At 40.5% G+C, this 19,142-nt stretch carries 17 protein-coding genes and 1 pseudogene; 7 read left to right on the forward strand and 11 right to left on the reverse strand.

Annotated elements, in window-relative coordinates:
* Positions 1 to 17: 17 nt before the first annotated feature.
* The 4 genes from H6G92_RS22050 to H6G92_RS22065 all read right to left on the reverse strand — a co-directional run bounded on the left by H6G92_RS22050 (position 18) and on the right by H6G92_RS22065 (position 3,941).
* On the reverse strand, positions 18 to 1,619 hold the full coding sequence (locus tag H6G92_RS22050) for a glycosyltransferase family 39 protein (RefSeq protein ID WP_190895733.1): 1,602 nt from the start codon (positions 1,617 to 1,619) through the stop codon (positions 18 to 20).
* A gap of 282 nt (positions 1,620 to 1,901) precedes the next feature.
* A complete protein-coding gene (locus H6G92_RS22055; RefSeq protein ID WP_190895734.1) occupies positions 1,902 to 2,237 on the reverse strand; it encodes an SMR family transporter in 336 nt (111 codons plus the stop codon).
* Between the two features lie 59 nt (positions 2,238 to 2,296).
* The gene (locus tag H6G92_RS22060; RefSeq protein WP_242059269.1) at positions 2,297 to 2,857 is read right to left on the reverse strand and encodes a YqeG family HAD IIIA-type phosphatase; all 561 of its coding nucleotides are present in this window, start codon (positions 2,855 to 2,857) and stop codon (positions 2,297 to 2,299) included.
* Between the two features lie 76 nt (positions 2,858 to 2,933).
* Positions 2,934 to 3,941, reverse strand: a complete 1,008-nt coding sequence (locus H6G92_RS22065) for a decaprenyl-phosphate phosphoribosyltransferase (RefSeq protein WP_390625449.1) — start codon at positions 3,939 to 3,941, stop codon at positions 2,934 to 2,936.
* Positions 3,942 to 4,575: 634 nt separating this feature from the next.
* Between H6G92_RS22065 and H6G92_RS22070 the strand changes: the two genes are divergently transcribed.
* Positions 4,576 to 5,592: a ribose-phosphate pyrophosphokinase gene (locus tag H6G92_RS22070; protein ID WP_190895737.1), complete on the forward strand. Its 1,017-nt coding sequence runs from the start codon at positions 4,576 to 4,578 to the stop codon at positions 5,590 to 5,592.
* Between the two features lie 306 nt (positions 5,593 to 5,898).
* On the opposite strand, the gene H6G92_RS22075 is transcribed toward H6G92_RS22070, so the two are convergent.
* A complete protein-coding gene (locus tag H6G92_RS22075; protein WP_190895738.1) occupies positions 5,899 to 9,543 on the reverse strand; it encodes a response regulator in 3,645 nt (1,214 codons plus the stop codon).
* 378 nt (positions 9,544 to 9,921) lie between these two features.
* On the opposite strand from H6G92_RS22075, the gene H6G92_RS22080 reads away from it, so the two are divergent.
* Positions 9,922 to 10,155, forward strand: coding sequence for a hypothetical protein (locus tag H6G92_RS22080; protein WP_190895739.1), 234 nt, complete (start codon positions 9,922 to 9,924; stop codon positions 10,153 to 10,155).
* 532 nt (positions 10,156 to 10,687) lie between these two features.
* Here the strand turns inward: H6G92_RS22080 and H6G92_RS22085 are convergent.
* The 3 genes from H6G92_RS22085 to rsmI form a co-directional block, all read right to left on the reverse strand.
* On the reverse strand, positions 10,688 to 11,605 hold the full coding sequence (locus H6G92_RS22085) for a hypothetical protein (RefSeq protein ID WP_190895740.1): 918 nt from the start codon (positions 11,603 to 11,605) through the stop codon (positions 10,688 to 10,690).
* Positions 11,606 to 11,663: 58 nt separating this feature from the next.
* Positions 11,664 to 11,942: a GlsB/YeaQ/YmgE family stress response membrane protein gene (locus H6G92_RS22090; protein ID WP_190895741.1), complete on the reverse strand. Its 279-nt coding sequence runs from the start codon at positions 11,940 to 11,942 to the stop codon at positions 11,664 to 11,666.
* A gap of 318 nt (positions 11,943 to 12,260) precedes the next feature.
* Positions 12,261 to 13,121, reverse strand: a complete 861-nt coding sequence (gene rsmI, locus H6G92_RS22095; RefSeq protein WP_190895742.1) for a 16S rRNA (cytidine(1402)-2'-O)-methyltransferase — start codon at positions 13,119 to 13,121, stop codon at positions 12,261 to 12,263.
* A 153-nt stretch (positions 13,122 to 13,274) separates the two neighbouring features.
* Here rsmI and H6G92_RS22100 point away from each other — a divergent pair, with 153 nt between their 5' ends.
* The 5 genes from H6G92_RS22100 (at position 13,275) to H6G92_RS22120 (ending at position 17,188) form a co-directional block, all read left to right on the forward strand.
* Complete coding sequence (locus tag H6G92_RS22100; RefSeq protein ID WP_190895743.1) at positions 13,275 to 14,171, forward strand: sugar kinase; 897 nt, start codon at positions 13,275 to 13,277, stop codon at positions 14,169 to 14,171.
* Between the two features lie 37 nt (positions 14,172 to 14,208).
* A complete protein-coding gene (locus H6G92_RS22105) occupies positions 14,209 to 15,069 on the forward strand; it encodes a 3'(2'),5'-bisphosphate nucleotidase CysQ family protein (RefSeq protein ID WP_190895744.1) in 861 nt (286 codons plus the stop codon).
* A gap of 395 nt (positions 15,070 to 15,464) precedes the next feature.
* Positions 15,465 to 15,776, forward strand: coding sequence for an RNA recognition motif domain-containing protein (locus tag H6G92_RS22110; protein ID WP_190895746.1), 312 nt, complete (start codon positions 15,465 to 15,467; stop codon positions 15,774 to 15,776).
* A 123-nt stretch (positions 15,777 to 15,899) separates the two neighbouring features.
* Complete coding sequence (gene rpsU / locus H6G92_RS22115) at positions 15,900 to 16,094, forward strand: 30S ribosomal protein S21 (RefSeq protein WP_190895748.1); 195 nt, start codon at positions 15,900 to 15,902, stop codon at positions 16,092 to 16,094.
* A 374-nt stretch (positions 16,095 to 16,468) separates the two neighbouring features.
* Entirely contained in the window at positions 16,469 to 17,188 is a 720-nt protein-coding gene (locus tag H6G92_RS22120) for a hypothetical protein (protein WP_190895750.1), read from the forward strand.
* A gap of 55 nt (positions 17,189 to 17,243) precedes the next feature.
* On the opposite strand, the gene H6G92_RS22125 is transcribed toward H6G92_RS22120, so the two are convergent.
* The 3 genes and pseudogenes from H6G92_RS22125 to H6G92_RS22135 form a co-directional block, all read right to left on the reverse strand.
* Positions 17,244 to 18,131, reverse strand: a complete 888-nt coding sequence (locus H6G92_RS22125; RefSeq protein ID WP_190895752.1) for a hypothetical protein — start codon at positions 18,129 to 18,131, stop codon at positions 17,244 to 17,246.
* Positions 18,132 to 18,179: 48 nt separating this feature from the next.
* Positions 18,180 to 18,689: a hypothetical protein gene (locus H6G92_RS22130; RefSeq protein WP_190895754.1), complete on the reverse strand. Its 510-nt coding sequence runs from the start codon at positions 18,687 to 18,689 to the stop codon at positions 18,180 to 18,182.
* Between the two features lie 247 nt (positions 18,690 to 18,936).
* A pseudogene (locus H6G92_RS22135) lies at positions 18,937 to 19,142 on the reverse strand (photosystem II q(b) protein); the annotation flags it as partial.

Here is a 19,142-nt window from a genome sequence, read left to right on the forward strand (position 1 = left end):
AGTCTGCAATCTCCAATTCAATTTTTCTTCTTGGGAAAACGATAAATTTTGAAATATGTAAAATTAACTTGAGAATCCAGGTTATACAAATCACTCATCTCTTTTTCAATCAATCCTTTGGGAAATAGATGTTCCCGATTAACTACGATCAAAACTGTGTCTGCACTATTTGTTAATTTTTCAATTTTTTCTGCGAAATTTTCATCAGTAATACCTTTTCTTAACTGATTACCTAAATTGTGTGCATCCAGAGTTAGAGGATCACCATAGTATTTAAATAATCTGAGATTGCCAAATAAAACTACAGATTTTGTCGAAGAAGAACGATTTTTTATAATGTACTGGATTGTAGAGCGGTAGTCATCTTTCTGATAGTCATCATTAAAGTAGTAATTACAAAGAGAATAAATATTCAGAACTATCAGAGATATGACAGCGATTTGAGCAAACTGAGACACTCCGTAGCGTTTTGAGCTAATACTAGGCCTTTGATTCAAAGCTGATGGGATAAGCATGGCAAGTGGGAACCAAAGATAATAAGAGTGACGCGGTACCCAATTAAATTTGGTAACAATAGCTAAGAGCAATCCTAGTAAAAATGTCATAACAAACACAGAAGCAAAGAAGTAATCAGGATGCTGCTCTCTGTTATTTTTTTTGTGTCTCAATAAAATTTTTATTAAAGCCAGAAAAATTACACTACCGACAATCACCAATAAAAGTATGTGAGGCCAGTAACGAAGCACAACCTGTACTTTATCATCGCCTCGCAACTGCTCCATTGAAGGCCCATAAGTTGTCCCCACTAAAATTCCATGTAACACAAAAATAATATTTTGAATTATGGGGAATCCCAAGCGAGAAACTGAAATGCTTTCTGGATCAGTTGCTCCAGGTAAAGACAGATAATATAATACTGGCGGTAAAGATAAAAACCCCGCAGGCAGCCACCATTGCAGCCATTGTCTTAAATTTCTATAGATAACAATATGAGATAGACATAGAGCTGTCGTGGAAAAGCAGAAGTTAATATTAGTAAAAATTCCTATAGCGGTAAAAATACTGAATAGCAATATTGAAATACCTAGACTACCTTCGTTTTTAACTAATACCTTGCTGAAGAAATATAGTTGAAGTGAAGCTATAAACATTGCTAAGGCATAAATTCTTGCTTCTTGGCTGTAGTAAATACAAAAAGAACTGAATGTCAGGATTAGCAAAGACCATAAAGCGTGCTTTTTTCCATATATCCGCAAAGCAGTAAAGAATATAACAATAGTTGAGCCAATTCCTAAAAGAGTAGAGAGTGAGCGAAGGGCAAATTCACTTTCACCAAATATCTGACGCCACAAAAAGAGAACTATAAAGTATAGTGGTTGAAATCTATCACTATTTCCTATGGCTCTTACGTTCGCAATGCTTTCTTGAAGTGTCGAGGCATCAGAAAGAGTTAAGGTTAAGCCCTCATCATACCAAAGACTCTGTTTCCCTAACAGAAAAAAGCGCAGAAAAACACCCAAAATAATTACTATTAAAACAGATAGATAATATCTTGACACTCTCTGTTTTAACATTTTAATCCTAATTTTATTTCTTCTTAATGACACTACATCAATCATTACTGCACACCTTTTTAAATCCAATTGTTAGTAACAAGTAATCAAGCAAGTTTTTCAAATCAATGTAATGAGTTTATAGTGGTTTATTAGTAATGTTAGGATAAAGGGTTTTTCATACTGAAAATTTTAATTACATAACTTATCTATTCTTAAAACACTAGAACACCAATTCAGTAATCCTGGAAGAACCTTTCCGACGCAAAGAGGGGAGTTTAGCTCCCCCTTCCCTGCTAGAGAAGGGGCTGGGGGGTTAGGTTTTTGATTACTGAATCGATGCTCTAGTCAATGCTTACCTAAAGCAATTGCCCCGATACCGCTCAACATCAAACCCGCTCCTAACCATTGCAAAACTAAGATTTTTTCTCGCAAAATTACAGCGCCAGTAATCATTGTGAATATAATTGTTAACCCTATTACCACTGGATAGGCGACAGATAAATTCAGCTTTCCTAAAACTACTACGTAAAAAATCGTACTCAGACCATAACTACAAATCCCTCCTAGTAAATAGATATTTAAAGGATTTTGTCCTGCTCCCAGTTTCAAGAGATTTTGAGCCAGTGTATTTAACCCTACTGTGATTAGAATCAGTAAACTAAAAACTATCTGGTTATTCATGGTGAAAATTTAGTCACTTTACAAGGCGATATTTTTTGATAAAAAGAGAAATTTACAATTTAGAAGAAGCTTTCATAGCCAGCAGCACCGTCAAAATTCCAAAGTTCTTCTCCAGATGGATAAGGTATCTGCACCCATTTGCTAGCAAGTTTTTCCCACCATCGAGGCGGGTGTGGTAGGCTAGCAACTTGTATGTAGCCACATCCACAAAGTAGTGCTCCTACAAAATCAGTATGTAAACTATCACCAATGACGAGTACATGTTTTGCTGGTAACCGCATATAAGCTATTGCCTGTCTAAATGCAGGGGGAAAGGGTTTTTTCGCTGGACTGAGCGCTGGAATATCAAGACGATGAGACCAATATTTGACGCGATAGCGACGTTTCCCATTTGAGAGGATAAAAAATTGCAATCCGGCTAACTTTGCTTGTGTAATCCAATCTTCTGCACAAGGAGATAGGTAGCGATCATCTTCAGAAATAATAGTGTTATCTAAATCGAGAATTATTCCTTTAACACCACAAACCTTGATTTCGTCAATTTTTATTTGAGCGAGTGTATGGACATGTTGTGGAAGCTTATGGCGTTTCTGTTTAAAACCCAATTTGCGCCACTTCATCAAAAAAACCTTGAAATTTTTCATCCACAAATTCCCTTGCCAAACCAAAATTCTGCTATTAACTCATTTACTAGATTTATGCGATCAGCCCTTGGTGTTTGAGTAAAAGAATCACAAAGCAAGCTATCACCCAACCAATAACAGTTAATAGGATGGGTAAATCTTTCAATAAAACTTCTTCCGGCCTTTCACTGCGTCCACCTTGCTCTATAGTGTTTTCACTAGAACTGGCAATCACCTGAGGATCACTCAGCAGTTGATAGCGAAAAATTCCATACAAAACAAACGGCAAAGTGATTAGCATCCAAGAGGTGCGTGCTCCATGCAAGTAAGGGCCTGCGCTCCAAAGAGCATAGGTGACAACCGTACAAGTAGTTACGACATTTTCCATGCGAGCCAGCAGAGGCAAGGAATAGTATTTGAGGACAGAGCGAGGTTTGTTGCCTTTAATTTGTGCTAACCGTAGTTCTGCTTTGCGTTTTTCAATACCTAAGAATAGCGCCAGCATTGCAGTGCAGATTAAAAACCAACTAGATAAAACAATTCCGGTAGCAGCAGCTCCGGCATAGGCTCGTAGGACAAATCCGGTAGCGATCGCCCCAACATCTAAAATCACCATCCGTTTGAGTCGCAGATTATAGGCGATCTGCAACAGGGCGTATGCAGTTATGGCTGCACCCAACTGAGGCGATCGCAACCACCCCAAAATCAGAGCACTACTCAACAACACTAATGCCATCCCAGCAGCAACACGGATACTAACTAATCCAGCGGCAATTGGCCGCTTACATTTAACAGGGTGTTCACGGTCAGATTCAACATCTGCGATATCATTGATTAAGTAGAAGCCACTTGATGCACAACAAAATAATACAAATGCCAATAGGCTACCTAGCAGAGATTGTAGATTAATACTAAATGCAAACAATGGTGCTGCAAACACCACCAGATTTTTTGTCCATTGTCGCGGTCGCATCGCAGCTAGATAGTATGGCGACTTCTTGGAACTAGTTACTATGGCAGTTAAAGATTTCTCTACTACTGAAGTCCGTCGAGAGTCCATAAGTATATTTTCCGCTTTTATGTCTCAGGAAAATTAGAGGGAACAACTTTTCTAGATTTAATTAAAATTTGTTTCAGTAAGAATTTTTAAGCATTTTTACTTAACATCTAAGATGATATTACCCTGATGATATTACCCTTGTTAAGTAATGTTTTGGGAGTATAAAAATATCTTTAATCAATCTTTAATCAATCTTTATTAAAACTTTATCTAAAAATTTTCCTGTGTGTGGGTGGGTTGTCTCTACTGCGAGTGACTTCTAAATTATGTAATTGTCGTTTTTGTAAATGCTAATTACTGGAATAATAAAATACAATTTCTATACTTAGTAGCAGGTGCTATACTGTATGAGAACAAACTTCAATATCACTTAAGTTGTAAATGCTTTACTGTCAGCTATAAATGAGGTAGTTAGAAGAACCTACCATACCAATGTTTACCTCAACCCAAAAAATTTGAACTATAGACCTAGTGGACGGTCTTGATGTCAGTTAAGCTATCAATAGCTTGTTTGCCAAGAAGACTAGACAATTAGCAAATGATAATTTTATGGAAAAATGTTTAAATTTTGTATGGAAGTTTCAAAAAAACTCACAGATGTTTTTTTAGGCGATTTCTCGGTTAAATCTATTAAATCTCTAACTATAGTATTGTTATGAATGCACATAGAGGATCTGCTGTGCTCAGTTCTGCAACTTTCAAAGTGCAACCATCTGCAACGGGACTGACCGAGAATCATCGCCTGCGGCTGTTTTCTGGCTCTGCCAATATACAGCTGTCTCAAGAAGTCGCTCGTTATGTGGGCATGGACTTAGGGCCAATGATTCGCAAAAGATTTGCGGATGGAGAACTTTACGTTCAAATCCAAGAATCGATTCGGGGTTGTGATGTCTATTTAATCCAGCCATGTTGTCAACCAGTGAACGATCATTTGATGGAATTATTAATTATGGTTGACGCTTGTCGTCGAGCTTCTGCGCGGCAGGTGACAGCAGTAATTCCATACTACGGTTATGCCCGTGCTGATCGCAAAACGGCAGGACGAGAGTCAATAACCGCCAAGCTGGTTGCTAACTTGATCACTGAAGCAGGCGCCAACCGCGTTCTAGCAATGGATTTGCACTCCGCTCAAATTCAAGGCTATTTCGATATCCCCTTTGACCATGTTTACGGTTCGCCAGTATTGCTGGATTATCTAGCAAGCAAACAACTCCCCGATCTTGTGGTTGTTTCCCCTGATGTTGGCGGTGTAGCACGAGCCAGAGCATTTGCGAAAAAACTCAATGATGCCCCACTGGCGATTATTGACAAACGTCGTCAGGCACATAATGTTGCAGAAGTTTTAAACGTCATCGGCGATGTTAAAGGCAAAACGGCAGTGTTGGTGGATGACATGATTGACACTGGGGGCACGATCGCTGAAGGAGCGCGATTACTGCGTGAAGAAGGAGCGCGTCAGGTATACGCCTGTGCAACTCATGCAGTGTTCTCTCCACCAGCGATGGAGCGGTTATCCAGTGGCTTGTTTGAGGAAGTCATTGTTACAAATACAATTCCCATACCAGAAAACAATCGTTTTCCACAACTAGTGGTGCTGTCAGTAGCTAATCTTTTAGGAGAAACTATCTGGCGGATTCATGAAGATACTTCAGTCAGTAGTATGTTCCGCTAGCCAATACAAAGACTGTCATTTGTATTATGGGCGTAAATTACCCACATTGTCCTCTTGATCGGGCACAGTGTGGGTTTTTAGCATTTTTAAACTTTCTTTACTGTGATTACAACACAAATAGTTCAAGCTGCCAAGGTGGTTTATATCATGTCCGGTAAAAGACTTATCATTAAGACCGCATTTCTTGCTGGGGGCAGGGAGCAGGGGGAAAGAGAGTTTTAAGATTTTTGCATAGATGCCCTGAATAATAACTAATTAAGCGGACATGATATTACAGAAAACTCTTTCTACCCTGCTTCCCCTCCCTTACCGATACAGCCAAACCCGGAGTAGTGAAAGCAGTTGCTCAGTATCTACAGGTTTGGTGATGTAGTCAGAGGCTCCAGCTTCGATGCACTTTTCGCGATCGCCTGGCATGGCTTTAGCAGTTAAAGCAATTATTGGTAAGGAACGAAACTGTTGTTGTTGGCGGATGGCGCGGGTAGTTTCGTAACCATCCATTTCCGGCATCATGATGTCCATCAAAACTATATTAATCTCAGGATTAGTTTGCAGTCTCTCTATGCCATCTCTGCCATTTTCGGCAAACAGCACTTGCATTTGATAGCTTTCTAAGAAGCTGGTAAGGGCAAAAATATTTCGCAGGTCATCATCTACAATCAAAATTTTCCGATTAGCCAGCACCGGGTCAGTTTGGTGTAGTTGCTCTAGCATTTGCCGCTTTGGTGGCGGCAAATTTGCCTGCACTCGATGTAAAAACAGGGCAGTTTCGTCTAACAACCGCTCTGGCGATCGCACATTTTTAATGATAATTGTCTCTGCGAGTCCCCGTAGTTGGGTTTCTTCTTGTCGGCTAAGTTCTTTGCCGGTGTAAACAATGATCGGCAGTTTTAAAAGCCTGGGTTCTTGCTTTATTTGCTCAATTAGTGTAAAGCCGCTCATATCGGGCAGACCAAGATCCAGTACCATACAATCAAAGTGATGCGATCGCAAAATCGAGAGTGCTTCTGCTCCCGTACCCACTGCTGTACTGTGGACATCGCCATTCCCAATTAGTTCGATAATACTTTGGGCTTGTACGGGGTCATCTTCTACGATGAGGAGATTTTTTACCTGACGCTCAATAAAGCCTTTAATTTCTGTCAATACTTGAGTTAGCGCTTCTGGAGAAACGGGTTTTTGGAGATAGGTAATCGCGCCTAGTTGTAATCCCCGTTGCTGTCTTTCATCAACAGAAAGTATATGTACTGGTATGTGTCTAGTGTCTGGGTTATGTTTCAGACGATCTAGCACCGTCCAACCATCCATCTCTGGCATATGGATATCTAGCATAATTGCATCGGGCTTAAACTGTTGCGCTAGTGCTAGACCTTGTTTGCTCTGTAAAGCAACAATGGTTTTAAATCCCTGCTCACGAGCCATATCTAGTAAGATGCGGGCAAATTTATCATCATCCTCGATAATTAGCAAAATGCGATCGCCTGGTTGAATTATTTCCCGGTCGTCTGGAATTTCGCTGATGAAGGTGCTAAGTACTTTCGCGGTTGGAGAGATATCAACAGTTGTGGATCTATTTTCGACAATTGGCACTTCTTTTATGATCGACGCTGTGCGGATAGAGGTGGTTAACTCAGCGGGTGGTGTAGTGAGAGTATTTTGAATATTTTTTTCCTGTCGCCTAGGCAAGTAAAGGGTGAAGGTGCTTCCCTGCCCTGGTTGGCTGACTAGTTCAATTCTCCCGCCCAACAGTTGAGCCAGTTCGCGGCTGATGGACAAGCCCAAGCCAGTTCCGCCGTACTTGCGGCTGGTTGTGCCGTCTGCTTGTTGAAATGCCTCGAAAACAATCTTCTGTTTCTCGGCTGGAATGCCTATGCCCGTGTCGCTAACTGCAAAAGCAATCATCGGATTATCAACTGCGGCTGTCTCATCTGCCATGCGAATTTGTAACTTTACGCTTCCCTGTTCCGTAAATTTAAAGGCATTAGCTAAGAGATTTTTCAGCACTTGTTGCAGACGTTTGGAGTCGTTATAAATTGTCGGTGGTAACTTCTCATCCCGTTCAATAGTAAAATTGAGTTCTTTATTGTGGGCAAGCTGCCGGAAAGTCTGCTCTAAAGATGTTTCCAAATCTGCAAGAGCAATTTGCTCAATATCGAGCGACATAGTACCCGACTCAATTTTTGCCAAATCTAGAATGTCATTAATTAATTCCAGCAAATCAGTCCCAGCCGAGTAAATAGTCCGGCTGTACTCTACCTGTTTGTCGGTCAAGTTGTTAAGCGAGTTATCTGCTAGCAGCCTTGCTAAAATTAACAGGCTATTTAGCGGTGTTCGTAACTCGTGGGACATATTCGCGAGAAATTCCGACTTATATTTTGAAGACAAGGCCAGTTGTTCCGCTTTTTCTTCCAAAGACTTCCTCGCCCGCTCAACTTCCTGGTTCTTGCGGGCAACTTCTCGATTTTGAACTTCTAACAATTCTGCCTTTTCTTCTAGCTCTTCATTGAGTTGTTGTAATTCTTCGTTAGACTGCTTGACAAGAAATTGTGATTCCTCTAATTCGTGCGCCTGTTCTTCTAGGCGTTGATTGCTCTGTTGTAGTTCTTCTTGCTGGCTTTGCAGTTCCTCTGTTAAAGCAACAGACTCTTCAAGTAGTTGCTGGGTTTGAAATTGTGAGGCGATATTATTTAAAAATACACCAAGAATTGCACTCAATTGCTCTAAAAATGTCAGATGCAGATAGCTGAAAGACCCAAATGAAGCAAGTTCAATTACAGCACTCACTTCTGCCTCAAATATTATGGGCAACACAATAATATTTAGCGGTGGAGCTTCTCCCAAGCCGGAACTGATGCGGATATAGTCACTAGGTACTTCTGTGAGGAGAATTCTTTGTTTTTCTAGGGCGCATTGTCCCACCAGTCCCTCGCCCAAGCGAAACTGATTTGCCAGATTTTTGCGCTCTTTGTAAGCATAACTACTCAACAACTTTAGTGTAGGCTCGTCGTCTATGGAGTCCATCACATAAAAAACGCCCTGCGATGCCCCAACCAGTGGTGCTAAATTCGACAATATTAGGCGAGATGCACTTTCTAGATTTCGATGCCCTTGGAGCATCTGGGTAAATTCAGCCAAATTAGACTTTAGCCAGTTTTGCTCGTCATTTTTTTGAGTTGTGTTTTGCAGATTAACGATCATCTGGTTGAAAGTGCGCGTCAACACGCCAATTTCATCCTGGCGATCGCTATCTGGTAAACTCACCGATAAATCCCCATCCGCCATTCTTTCTGCCAAATCAGAAACTTGCTTCAGCGGTGCTGAGATATGTCTGGTCAGGGCGAATCCGATCAAAGCTAAGACTAAAGAAAAGAAGGGAATACTATAGACAATACTAGCGATCGTTTTTTGAGCAGCTGCTTGCGCTGTTTGAGAGCGCTGTTTCAGCAATGCATTCTCCTCAGTTTTCATTGCCTGGATAACTTTCTGAATCTTATCCATCAGCTGCTTACCCTGATCTGTCAGGACAGCTTTCTGGGCAGATTCTAAGCCTTGGATTTGCCGTAGGTCGATGACATTTTTCATTACAGCCATTCTCTCGGTTATTAGTGGCTGCAAAATATCAAGCCGATTTTGTTGGTTGGGGTTATCTGCCGTTAATCTTTGAAGTTCTTTGAATTTTTGATTCAGTAATTGAATGGCAGCGTTATAAGGTTCTAAATAGCGCTGTTCCCCAGTAATAATGTAACCGCGTTGTCCAGTCTCAGCATTTGTCAGTTGCAAGTTAAGGTCTTCAAGCTGACTTAACACCTGGTAGGTATGGCTTTCTTTGCGTGAAGTTTCAATTAGCTCATTGGTGCTTTGGTATGAGATTAAACCGATGGTGGTCAGAGTTGCCAAGCTCAGGGCAAAACTAATTCCAATTTTGGTTCCAATCTTCAAACGTTTCAACATTACTCCAGGCAGTTAATTGCAATTATTTATATTTTTGGCACTAACTATTGGGATTATATTTTAGCTATACAAATTTATGAAGATTTCGTTTACATGCCATATCTCTATTTTTTTTGCACGCTAAATAATATTACTTGCATCCTTTAATTATTAAATACATTTATTTATATATTTAACCCTTTCGTCAAAAAATATATTAAATAATCTATTTTTCTAACAATCTGATAATTAGCGTAACATTAAATCTTGAGATAGCGTAGCTTCTTTCAAAAGAAGCACTCATATATTTTTTTAATTGAATCTTGTGGTGGATAATTAAATGCTTGTTATTAGATTATAAATTTAATAACAGACTTTAACTAAAAAAGGGTGGTTTTTATGAGTACAGCCCTTGACCTAACAAGGCCAAAATTTTGTAAAGGACAAAAGGTAGAATTTATTGGTGGATTGGGAACCATAATACAATATTGTCTTAACTCTGGATACTGGTCGTATCTTGTAGAAATGGAAATGGGTTCAGAGCCAGAAATGGGTCGGATTGGTTGTGAAACTACAATTTTATTATTTGAAACAGATATTATTTTACCCCAAGACGAGCCTGTTTTAGCTTAATTTTCAGCTTGAAATGATCTTTTGAGCAAAAAGTGATTTGAGTATATTAAGTAATTTAACGAGCACTCAATGTTTTCTTGTGAGAGTTAAACAACTTTTAGAACTGACAAAAAGCCTATACCCTACAGTAAGCACAAAGTTCTACTACGGAATTTACAATTTTTATACTGCAAGCGTTTCATTGATTTGGAATGGGTAGGTAGTTTACTTACGCCTTACTCTACTGGATAGTAATGAAGAAGCCGAATGAATAGTGAAAATTAAGCTCATTCAACCATAATTTTTATAAATGTTAAATATATATTATGCTTATTGATGTTATATGCAGCATCAAAATTGTTGTATATAACTATACAGTTCAGTCATAACCTAATTTCTGCCAAACAATATACTTTCCTGACAATTTCCGGGAATATGCACAATCCTGTTATGGTGTCAAACCCCTTAAGATTAACTTTGAGATTTAACTAATGCTTATCGGGGAAGCTGTTTTAAGGAGAATTAAGTACTAACCTAAGCCTATTGACTAAGCCTATTGACTAATAACCTCGCGATCGCTTCTAGTTGCATTAACTACGGATTGGTTATAGATCCGAAAATATTGAATTTTGTTACTCTCTAAAATAGCTCTTGCACCTGCCATGTAAATATCAGTACTATTTATGACTAATAGGTAATTGCCAAGGGCCACTTGATCTTCATAATCTCTGGCTAGATTCTCAGGAATTCCTAAAGTAGTGTAGTCATCTTTAAAACTGCTGATATCTACCTCAGCGAGACCATTAAGCGTGTTTATATCCTTAGCAATCACCGAGACTTGACTCATCGGAAAGCCAGCAGTTTTAAGTTCAGTAAGTGCTTTTTCTGTGTCTTGGCGCGTAGAAAAAACACCAACTGCATTTTTATAGCGGCTATCTGGGGTCAAGTATGGTTCATACATGCTAAACCCTTGAATATCAAGGCGATTAAAAATCCTCTTAGCAACACGAATCTCTATGTCTATGCCGGTTACTATCACTAAATAGTAACCTTTACTAACTAGATCGCTGTAATCCTGTACTTGCTCTTTAGGAATTCCTAAACCTAGCAACACACCATACAAACTACTAGCCGCTGCATTGATCGCACCACCTGCTAAAGTGGTAGCGATCGCTGTTGCTTCCGCTCCGGCTAGCATAACTCTGCCCATACCAGGAATTACCCAAACGACTAAACCAACTAATAAGCCAGTAAGACCGTTTAAAGCACCACCAGTATTTTCTGAGGATGTATTGCCAGTGCGCTTTTTAACTTCAACACCAGCAATATCACTTTGTTGTTCTGCATTCCGTGCAATCACAGAAACTTTGTGCATCGGGAAATTAGAAGCTTTTAGTTCCTGAAGTACCAATTGTGCATCGGAACACTTAGCGAAAACTCCTATAGTTCTTCGCTCTTTTTCTAATGTCATTTTATCGGTTTGTTGCAGCTTGAAATGATTCCCAATAGTATTAGCTAATTTGAGGCAATTACACAGCTCGACGAGTCAGTAAACCCCAAAGGAAAATCAGTAGCATAGCGCCAAGAACAGCAAATAAAATACTTCCAAGGGATAAGGCTCCTACAGATGCGGCGGCTGCCGAACCACTTCCTAGCAAAGCTTGACCCAAATAACCTCCAACTACGGCTCCAAGGATTCCTAATATAATGGTGGAAAGAATTCCGCCACCTTGGGTTCCTGGATAAAATAACTTAGCTAATGCACCTGCAATTAAGCCTAAAACCAGCCAAGCAATAATGTTACCCATAAAATTTCTCCTTCCTTGAGAATCTGTTTTGTTTGCTTTTGACTATTTCATATTAAAGTTTGCCCACAAAATTCCTGATCTATCTAGAGAACTAATATCAAAAATCTTTAGATATCATTTGAATATTCACCAGATCGTCTTTGAGGATGAATATAGAAATTATTCATAATAATGTATTTCCCAACATAAGAGTGGGAACTGGACTTTAAAATTATGCTTGTCCTAAAATATCAATCAGATAATTCTGTAGATTTAATTATTCACAAGAAGGTAAGTATATATTTTAATTTGCAATTTTCTGAAAGCGATATGAGCATTTCAAGACTCAGGACTGAGGACTAAAGAAAGAGCTAGTTGATAGAGTTGGCGACGGGGAAGAGAGGTAAATTTTGCTAACTGACGACTAGCTTGCGATCGCGATATTCCCTGACTAATTAACTGCTTCAATTCGGCTTTCAATTCCTCTTCTGTCAATTGTGGCTGACTGGCTGGAATTCCCGCCACTACTAACGTATATTCACCTTGGGGTTCTCGTTGGCTGTAGTGAGCGATCGCTTCGGCAATTGTCCCCCGCCAAAATTCTTCATACAATTTTGTTAACTCCCGCCCTAGCACAATTTGGCGATCACTTCCCCAAACCTCTGCTAAGTCTTGCAAAGTATCTCGCAAGCGGTGGGGCGATTCGTAAAAAATTAATGTGCGAGATTCTGTTTGCAGAGATTCTAAATGTTCTTGTCTCTGTTGACTTTTTGCTGGAAGAAAGCCTTCAAAGACAAACCGATCTGTTGGTAATCCTGCTGCACTCAAAGCGGTAATTGCTGCACTAGCGCCTGGAATGGGAACTACTGGGATTCCCGCCTCGATACAGGCTTTCACCAGTTCATATCCCGGATCGGAAATACCTGGCATTCCAGCATCGCTCACTAGAGCGATCGCTTTATTGTTGACTAAATGCTCTAATAATTCTGGGATGCGGCTGGTACGATTATGTTCGTGGTAACTCACCTGGGGAGTTTTAACTTGAAAATGCTGTAGCAGTTTTCCCGTGTGACGGGTGTCTTCCGCAGCAATGATATCCACAGTCTGCAAAATTCGCACCGCCCGAAAGGTTATATCTTCCAGGTTGCCAATTGGGGTGCCGACAACATAAAGTGTTCCTGGTTTTGGATCGGTTTGCATGAGGGAAAGTTAGGAGTTTGTAGAGACGCGATTCATCGCGTCTGTGTAGGAGTTTGTAGAGACGCGATTCATCGCGTCTGTGTAGGAGTTTGTAGAGACGCGATTCATCGCGTCTGTACAAGAGTTAAAAATAATTACGAACATATATGACGAATGGATAATCTAAAATCCAAAATTCAAAATTCAAAATCGGATCGTGGATTATTTGTAGGTTTAGTAACCTTAGATTTGATCTACCTTGCTGACTCTGCCCCGAAAAATAATCAGAAGATTGTTGCTACTGACTATACTGTAGCGGCAGGGGGCCCAGCAACAAACGCGGCTGTAACTTTCAATTATTTAGGAAATCAGGCTACAGTCTTGGGTATAGTGGGTTCTCACCCAATGACACAGCTAATTCGAGGTGACTTGGCAAATTACAAAGTTGCGATCGCAGACCTTGAGCCTACCACTGATTTAGCACCGCCTGTCTCCTCAATCATTGTTACTCAAGCCACGGGTGAACGAGCTGTAGTTTCCATCAATGCTGTCAAAACTCAAGCCAGCAGCGCATCTATCCCGCCAGATATTTTGCAAAATATCGATATAGTACTGATTGATGGACATCAAATGACGGTTAGTTATTTCATAGCTCAAAGGGCTAAAGCCAAGAATATCCCAGTAGTAATTGATGGTGGTAGTTGGAAGCCTGGATTTGAGGAAATTCTGCCGTTTGTAGATTACGCCATCTGTTCGGCTAATTTTCATCCTCCCAATTGCCAAACTGGAGAAGACGTTTTTGCCTATCTGAGTGGATTTGGCATTCCTCACATTGCTATTACCCACGGACAAAAACCAATTGAATACTTGAGTTGCACTAAAACTGGTATCGTAGATGTGCCGCAGATTCAAGCGGTTGATACATTAGGGGCTGGAGATATTTTCCACGGTGCTCTCTGTGATTACATTTTAAGGGAAAGTTTTACTAATGCACTGGCACTGGCAGCTAATATTGCTGCTGATTCCTGTAAATTTTTTGGTACTCGGCGCTGGATGAATTTAAACGGCTGAGTAGTCAGGTTAATAAAATTATATAAGGTCAAATTTAATGAAAGACTTACAAGAAATATTAGCGATCGCTCGTGAGGTAGGTTGGGGCGCAGCAGATATACTGCGATCGTATTATCATGGCACTGCAAAAGATCCTAACTTAGAAGTCCAATATAAACAGAATGAGCCTGTTACCGTTGCTGATATAGCTGTGAGTCAATACATTTTGCAGAGGCTACAAGCAGCTTTGGGTAACGAAGATTTTGCCTATATCAGTGAAGAAACTTACCAATCGCCAAGTCTGGACGCACAGCCTTCCGCCCCTTGGATATGGATAATTGACCCTTTGGATGGCACACGAGACTTTATCGAAAAAACTGGGGACTATGCAGTTCACATTGCCTTAATCAAGGAAACACGCCCAGTTTTGGCAGTGGTGGCAGTACCAGAAGCTAAAAAGTTATATTACGCTATCAAAGGCGGGGGTACATTTGTAGAAACCCCTGATGGTTCTGTTCCTTTACAAGTGTCGTCAGGTAAACCAGTTGAGGATTTAACCTTAGTTGTTAGTCGCTCTCACCGCAACCAACGCTTAGATTATTTATTACAAAACTTACCCTGTCAAAATCATAAATCCGTGGGTAGTGTAGGCTGCAAAATCGCCACCATTGTGGAGCAACAGGCAGATATCTACATTTCTCTTTCTGGCAAATCTGCGCCCAAAGATTGGGATATGGCAGCACCAGAACTGATTTTAACAGAAGCTGGTGGTAAATTTACCCACTTCGACGGTACTTCGTTGCAGTACAACACAGGTGATATCAATCAATGGGGAGGTTTGCTGGCTAGTAATGGTGAATATCACGAAGCACTATGCAAGCAAGCGGAAAAGATTTTAGCGCAGTTCGAGCATAGCTAAATGGGGCATTTGAGGATGAATATTTTTTAATTTGCTTTTAATACAGTTAGTCATGGTATGATTAGCCCGAATACCGATAATAATCTTTACCCCTTAGTCCACAGCTTAATTTTCAAAACACTAAATACCTGGGCGATCGCTAGTTAACTCCGATTTCCTGTTAAAAGTGTAACTTTTATAGTACAACCCACAAAAGCCAGTCTTTGGAAAGTCTGCAAACCTGCCCTAAAGGTTTGATTTGTGAATAAAATTCACTATAAGACGATTTTCAAAGGCTGAAGGCTGTGCTACACTCATGGACATAAAGATTATTTTCGGTTGAGTAACTCGTTTTGATTTCTAAAAACCGTCTCTCCGAATTTAAGTCTCTACACTCCCTGAATTCGGAGATTTATATGTCAATTTACGTCGGAAACCTGTCCTATCAGGTTACAGAAGAGGACTTAAAGCAGGCTTTTGCAGAATACGGCACAGTAAATCGTGTTCAACTACCCACAGATCGGGAAACAGGCCGGCCTCGTGGGTTCGCTTTTGTGGAAATGGAATCAGACACACAAGAACAAGCTGCCATTGATGCACTTGATGGTGCTGAGTGGATGGGACGTGACTTGAAAGTGAACAAAGCTAAACCTCGTGAAGAAAGAAGTAATTCTCCTCGTGGTAGCTGGGGTGGCGGTAATGCCCGCCGCAACAATAATCGCTACTAAGTCGATTCGTTAAAGTTTCACATTTAGAGTCTCCAGCAGATAAAGCCAAAGGCTCCACTCTGCTGGAATATTTTATTTTGTATCTAGCTTTAAACTATTCATCCACATTAAGGAGGAATGAGAATGACACAAGTAGTTTTAGGGGAGAATGAAGGTATTGAATCAGCCTTGAGAAGATTTAAACGGGAAGTTTCTAAAGCAGGAATTTTCCAGGATATGAGAAAAAAGCGTCACTTCGAGACACCAATAGAAAAAGAGAAGCGTAAAGCAATTGCTAGGCACAAGCAACGTCGTAATCAACGTTCTCGCTTCAATTAACAAGTCTAAGCAAATTTGCCCTTCAATTTCACATCCAGCCAGCATCTCTTCATTGTTGCCATATCTCCGGCACGCCACAAGGAATTACGCATATATAAATAAACAACACTGTTCATAGTAGCGCTGTGCTTGCTTTCAGCGCCACTATGCGTATATGTTTTCAATTGTATGAAGTAGGCAGGCATAATTAAACATACAATTAAATCTTAGTTCTAGTGAACAATTCATCGCTCATAGCAAGGTTTATCAGGACTTATAGTTTGTTGGGTTCCATTTGCGGAACTTGCAGCAATAAAAATGTATTCTTCCTATATACCCATAAAGTATTGTAGATATCGTTAGTCTACAATCCTTAACTTTAGATTTTCAGGAAAATGTTACGACTTTATCATTTATTGCTAGGTTCTATTTTACTGGTGTCAATACCGCTGGGAGCCAAATTTGTTCTCCCCCAATTTTCTCTACCCAAAGTGGTAAAATCCCCTGCTGTTGCAAAAGTTCCCAACCCTAATGAGGGAAATATCTGGCAGAAAATCCTGGGAAATACTGCTGCTCCAACTAACTGGCAAGTTGCTGCTTGTGAGGGAAATGCACCTCTGTTGTGTGTCTCTTCTAAAGGGAAACGTTTGGGTACAGTTGAGATTAACGTTTACCCACTAGCAAACAATGAGGATTTCCAAAAGAAACTCGTAGCAGCGGGTATTCCCAATAGTTCCCAGGTGGACTACCAAAGTTCCAAATACCAAACCCAGGTATTACCAGCCCTCAAGGCTTGGGTTGCAGACCACTACGCTGCTTTTGCGAAAGACCGTCAGGGTGAATATGGAAAAGAGATTAGTTTTTCAGCCTACCCACCGCAACCAGTAACTGTTGGTAAGCTTCAGGGAATTCGCTATGGGTTCGCCGGACTCAAACAACAAGGTGAAGTACAAGAGCAACATATCGGTCATGTTGCCTTTGATGGCAGTAAACTTTACGTAATTACCACTGCCTTTGATCCAGGTACGCAAACAGGTAAGTTTGAGAAACTAGAAAACTTGGCTATTTTTCAACCTTACTTATATGCGATCGCAGCAGATTTGCGTTTACCCTGATAGGGATTGGGGATTGGGAAATCTTCCTAGTCCCTAGTCCCCACTCCCCATTAACCTAAATCTCAGCCACCGCCCGTTCAATCAAGCGACGTGCTAAAGTTTGCGTGCCGGTGTGCTCATAATAATTCGTTGCTACATCTAGGAACGCTGCGAGGTAGTCCAACTTGTCATCAGCAATATCGGCAAAACTTTGCAAGTTGTGGACAACCTTTTGTGGCGTTAAATTATTGGCGCTAACTAGCCCATTCATCCAACCTTTAACTGAGTCAAAACTTTCGCCGATAAAATTGAGTTTACTACCAGCATTGTTCCCTGGAATCACATCTTTGATGTTTTGGAAAGTGGAGTTTTTTTCTAATTCCTGTGGATTTGTTTGATTAAGCCCAGATATCGCTTTGCTGATGAAGTCTGGGCCTAGAGGTATCAAACCATCAACGCAAACTAATGCCACCATACGGATGAGCGATTCACCACTATACTCACCTAAAGAGGCAACAAAATCGCCAATGCTGTCTCCAGGAATGCCGTTAATTTGGCAGAAGGCTACCAATTCAGCCACTAATTTTAATGTCAGATCGATTGTTTGGGCTTTGTCAGGTTTGGGAGTGACAGAGTTTAAAAAACCCAACAGAGGAATTTTCTCACCGACTTTGTTAGCTAAAGCTGCTGCACCAAGCGCTTTATCTGTACTATCAACGGTTTGATATAACCACAAGGCTGTTTGGTATCCTTGAGATTTGTCGTTGAATAAATAAATTGCTCTTTCACCAATTTGCTGAATTAAATCTTCGTCATCTTCGCCAGTGACGGTCTTAATAGTGTTGACAAAGCCGACAGTATTTTGCCACTCTCCAGGAGCAACAAAATCGAGGGACTTCAACATAGAAATGGTCAAGCCGCCGGTTGGTAATTGATCAACCAACTCAAAAATCGATTTGCTCACAAAAATCTCCTTATTTAGGTTTTATTATCTAAATGTTCGTAGTGCAAATCATTTCAGTTTAGCCAGACCATTAAGATTAAACTTCTCTAGCCAATCTGCGCGATCGCTAGCTGTAAATGACGGAACGCGGGAAAGTATTTTTACTTGGTACTTACCTACCAAAATTGCAGTTTGCGTCTTACCAACTTCTACTGCGGGATAACCGCCAATTTTTTTGGTGCTCTTCGAGAACTTTGCTGCTGTGCTAGGTGTGCTAGTGGTATCAGAAATAGACAGCATCGCTATATCTTTACCGCCTTTTTTCAACTTCGCTTCCGCAAAGCCTTTTTTCTCTTGGGTATAGACGCGTTGATAGCCATCGCCTGCATCAGGAAAAAGTTTATTAAATTCGCTACCCTTAGTTGCGGTTTCAGCCACCGCTTGACCCTTTCTTTGCTGAGTGCTTTCTTTTTGCACTTGGTCAAAACGCCCAGGTGCTTTTGGGGTACAGGCTGTTGTCAGTAATACCACTGACAGCAGCAAAGCAGCTACTACCCTACGCCCACGGTGTAAAATCATTATTGGATTCTCCTTATAATTGAGCTTTGAGGCAATTATCTGCGCTGCTAGCAATTATTACCTGTAAAATTTACTTTTTGATAATTATTGCTTAAGTTCTAAACTATGGCGGTTTAGTTTTGATGCAACACCCATCATTTTGCACTTCAAAAAAACGTACTAATTAACCCAATGCAAAAACGCCCCCCCTTTCGGGAGAGCGTCTTTTACTTATAGATAATCGTGAAGATTGTATCTCAGATTATGATTAACCGTTGATAGCAGGAGCAGTCAGAGCGACAGGAGCAACATCACCAGCAGCCAAATCTAAGGGGAAGTTGTGAGCATTGCGCTCGTGCATTACTTCCATACCCAGGTTAGCCCGGTTGATTACATCAGCCCAAGTGCTGATAACGCGACCTTGAGAATCAATGATTGATTGGTTGAAGTTGAAACCGTTCAAGTTGAACGCCA

The sequence above is a fragment of the Nostoc foliaceum FACHB-393 genome (assembly GCF_014698505.1).
In the GTDB taxonomy this organism is placed as follows: domain Bacteria; phylum Cyanobacteriota; class Cyanobacteriia; order Cyanobacteriales; family Nostocaceae; genus Nostoc; species Nostoc foliaceum_A.

Excerpts from the sequence above, each read along its gene's own strand:
- H6G92_RS22060 (WP_242059269.1), bottom strand. The coding sequence starts at position 2,857 with ATGAAGTGGCGCAAATTGGGTTTTAAACAGAAACGCCATAAGCTTCCA.
- H6G92_RS22075 (WP_190895738.1), bottom strand. The coding sequence starts at position 9,543 with ATGTTGAAACGTTTGAAGATTGGAACCAAAATTGGAATTAGTTTTGCC.
- H6G92_RS22100 (WP_190895743.1), top strand. The coding sequence starts at position 13,275 with ATGGATAATCTAAAATCCAAAATTCAAAATTCAAAATCGGATCGTGGA.
- H6G92_RS22130 (WP_190895754.1), bottom strand. The coding sequence starts at position 18,689 with ATGATTTTACACCGTGGGCGTAGGGTAGTAGCTGCTTTGCTGCTGTCA.
- H6G92_RS22085 (WP_190895740.1), bottom strand. The coding sequence starts at position 11,605 with ATGACATTAGAAAAAGAGCGAAGAACTATAGGAGTTTTCGCTAAGTGT.
- rpsU (WP_190895748.1), top strand. The coding sequence starts at position 15,900 with ATGACACAAGTAGTTTTAGGGGAGAATGAAGGTATTGAATCAGCCTTG.
- H6G92_RS22120 (WP_190895750.1), top strand. The coding sequence starts at position 16,469 with ATGTTACGACTTTATCATTTATTGCTAGGTTCTATTTTACTGGTGTCA.
- H6G92_RS22110 (WP_190895746.1), top strand. The coding sequence starts at position 15,465 with ATGTCAATTTACGTCGGAAACCTGTCCTATCAGGTTACAGAAGAGGAC.
- rsmI (WP_190895742.1), bottom strand. The coding sequence starts at position 13,121 with ATGCAAACCGATCCAAAACCAGGAACACTTTATGTTGTCGGCACCCCA.
- H6G92_RS22070 (WP_190895737.1), top strand. The coding sequence starts at position 4,576 with ATGAATGCACATAGAGGATCTGCTGTGCTCAGTTCTGCAACTTTCAAA.
- H6G92_RS22105 (WP_190895744.1), top strand. The coding sequence starts at position 14,209 with ATGAAAGACTTACAAGAAATATTAGCGATCGCTCGTGAGGTAGGTTGG.
- H6G92_RS22080 (WP_190895739.1), top strand. The coding sequence starts at position 9,922 with ATGAGTACAGCCCTTGACCTAACAAGGCCAAAATTTTGTAAAGGACAA.
- H6G92_RS22055 (WP_190895734.1), bottom strand. The coding sequence starts at position 2,237 with ATGAATAACCAGATAGTTTTTAGTTTACTGATTCTAATCACAGTAGGG.
- H6G92_RS22050 (WP_190895733.1), bottom strand. The coding sequence starts at position 1,619 with ATGATTGATGTAGTGTCATTAAGAAGAAATAAAATTAGGATTAAAATG.
- H6G92_RS22090 (WP_190895741.1), bottom strand. The coding sequence starts at position 11,942 with ATGGGTAACATTATTGCTTGGCTGGTTTTAGGCTTAATTGCAGGTGCA.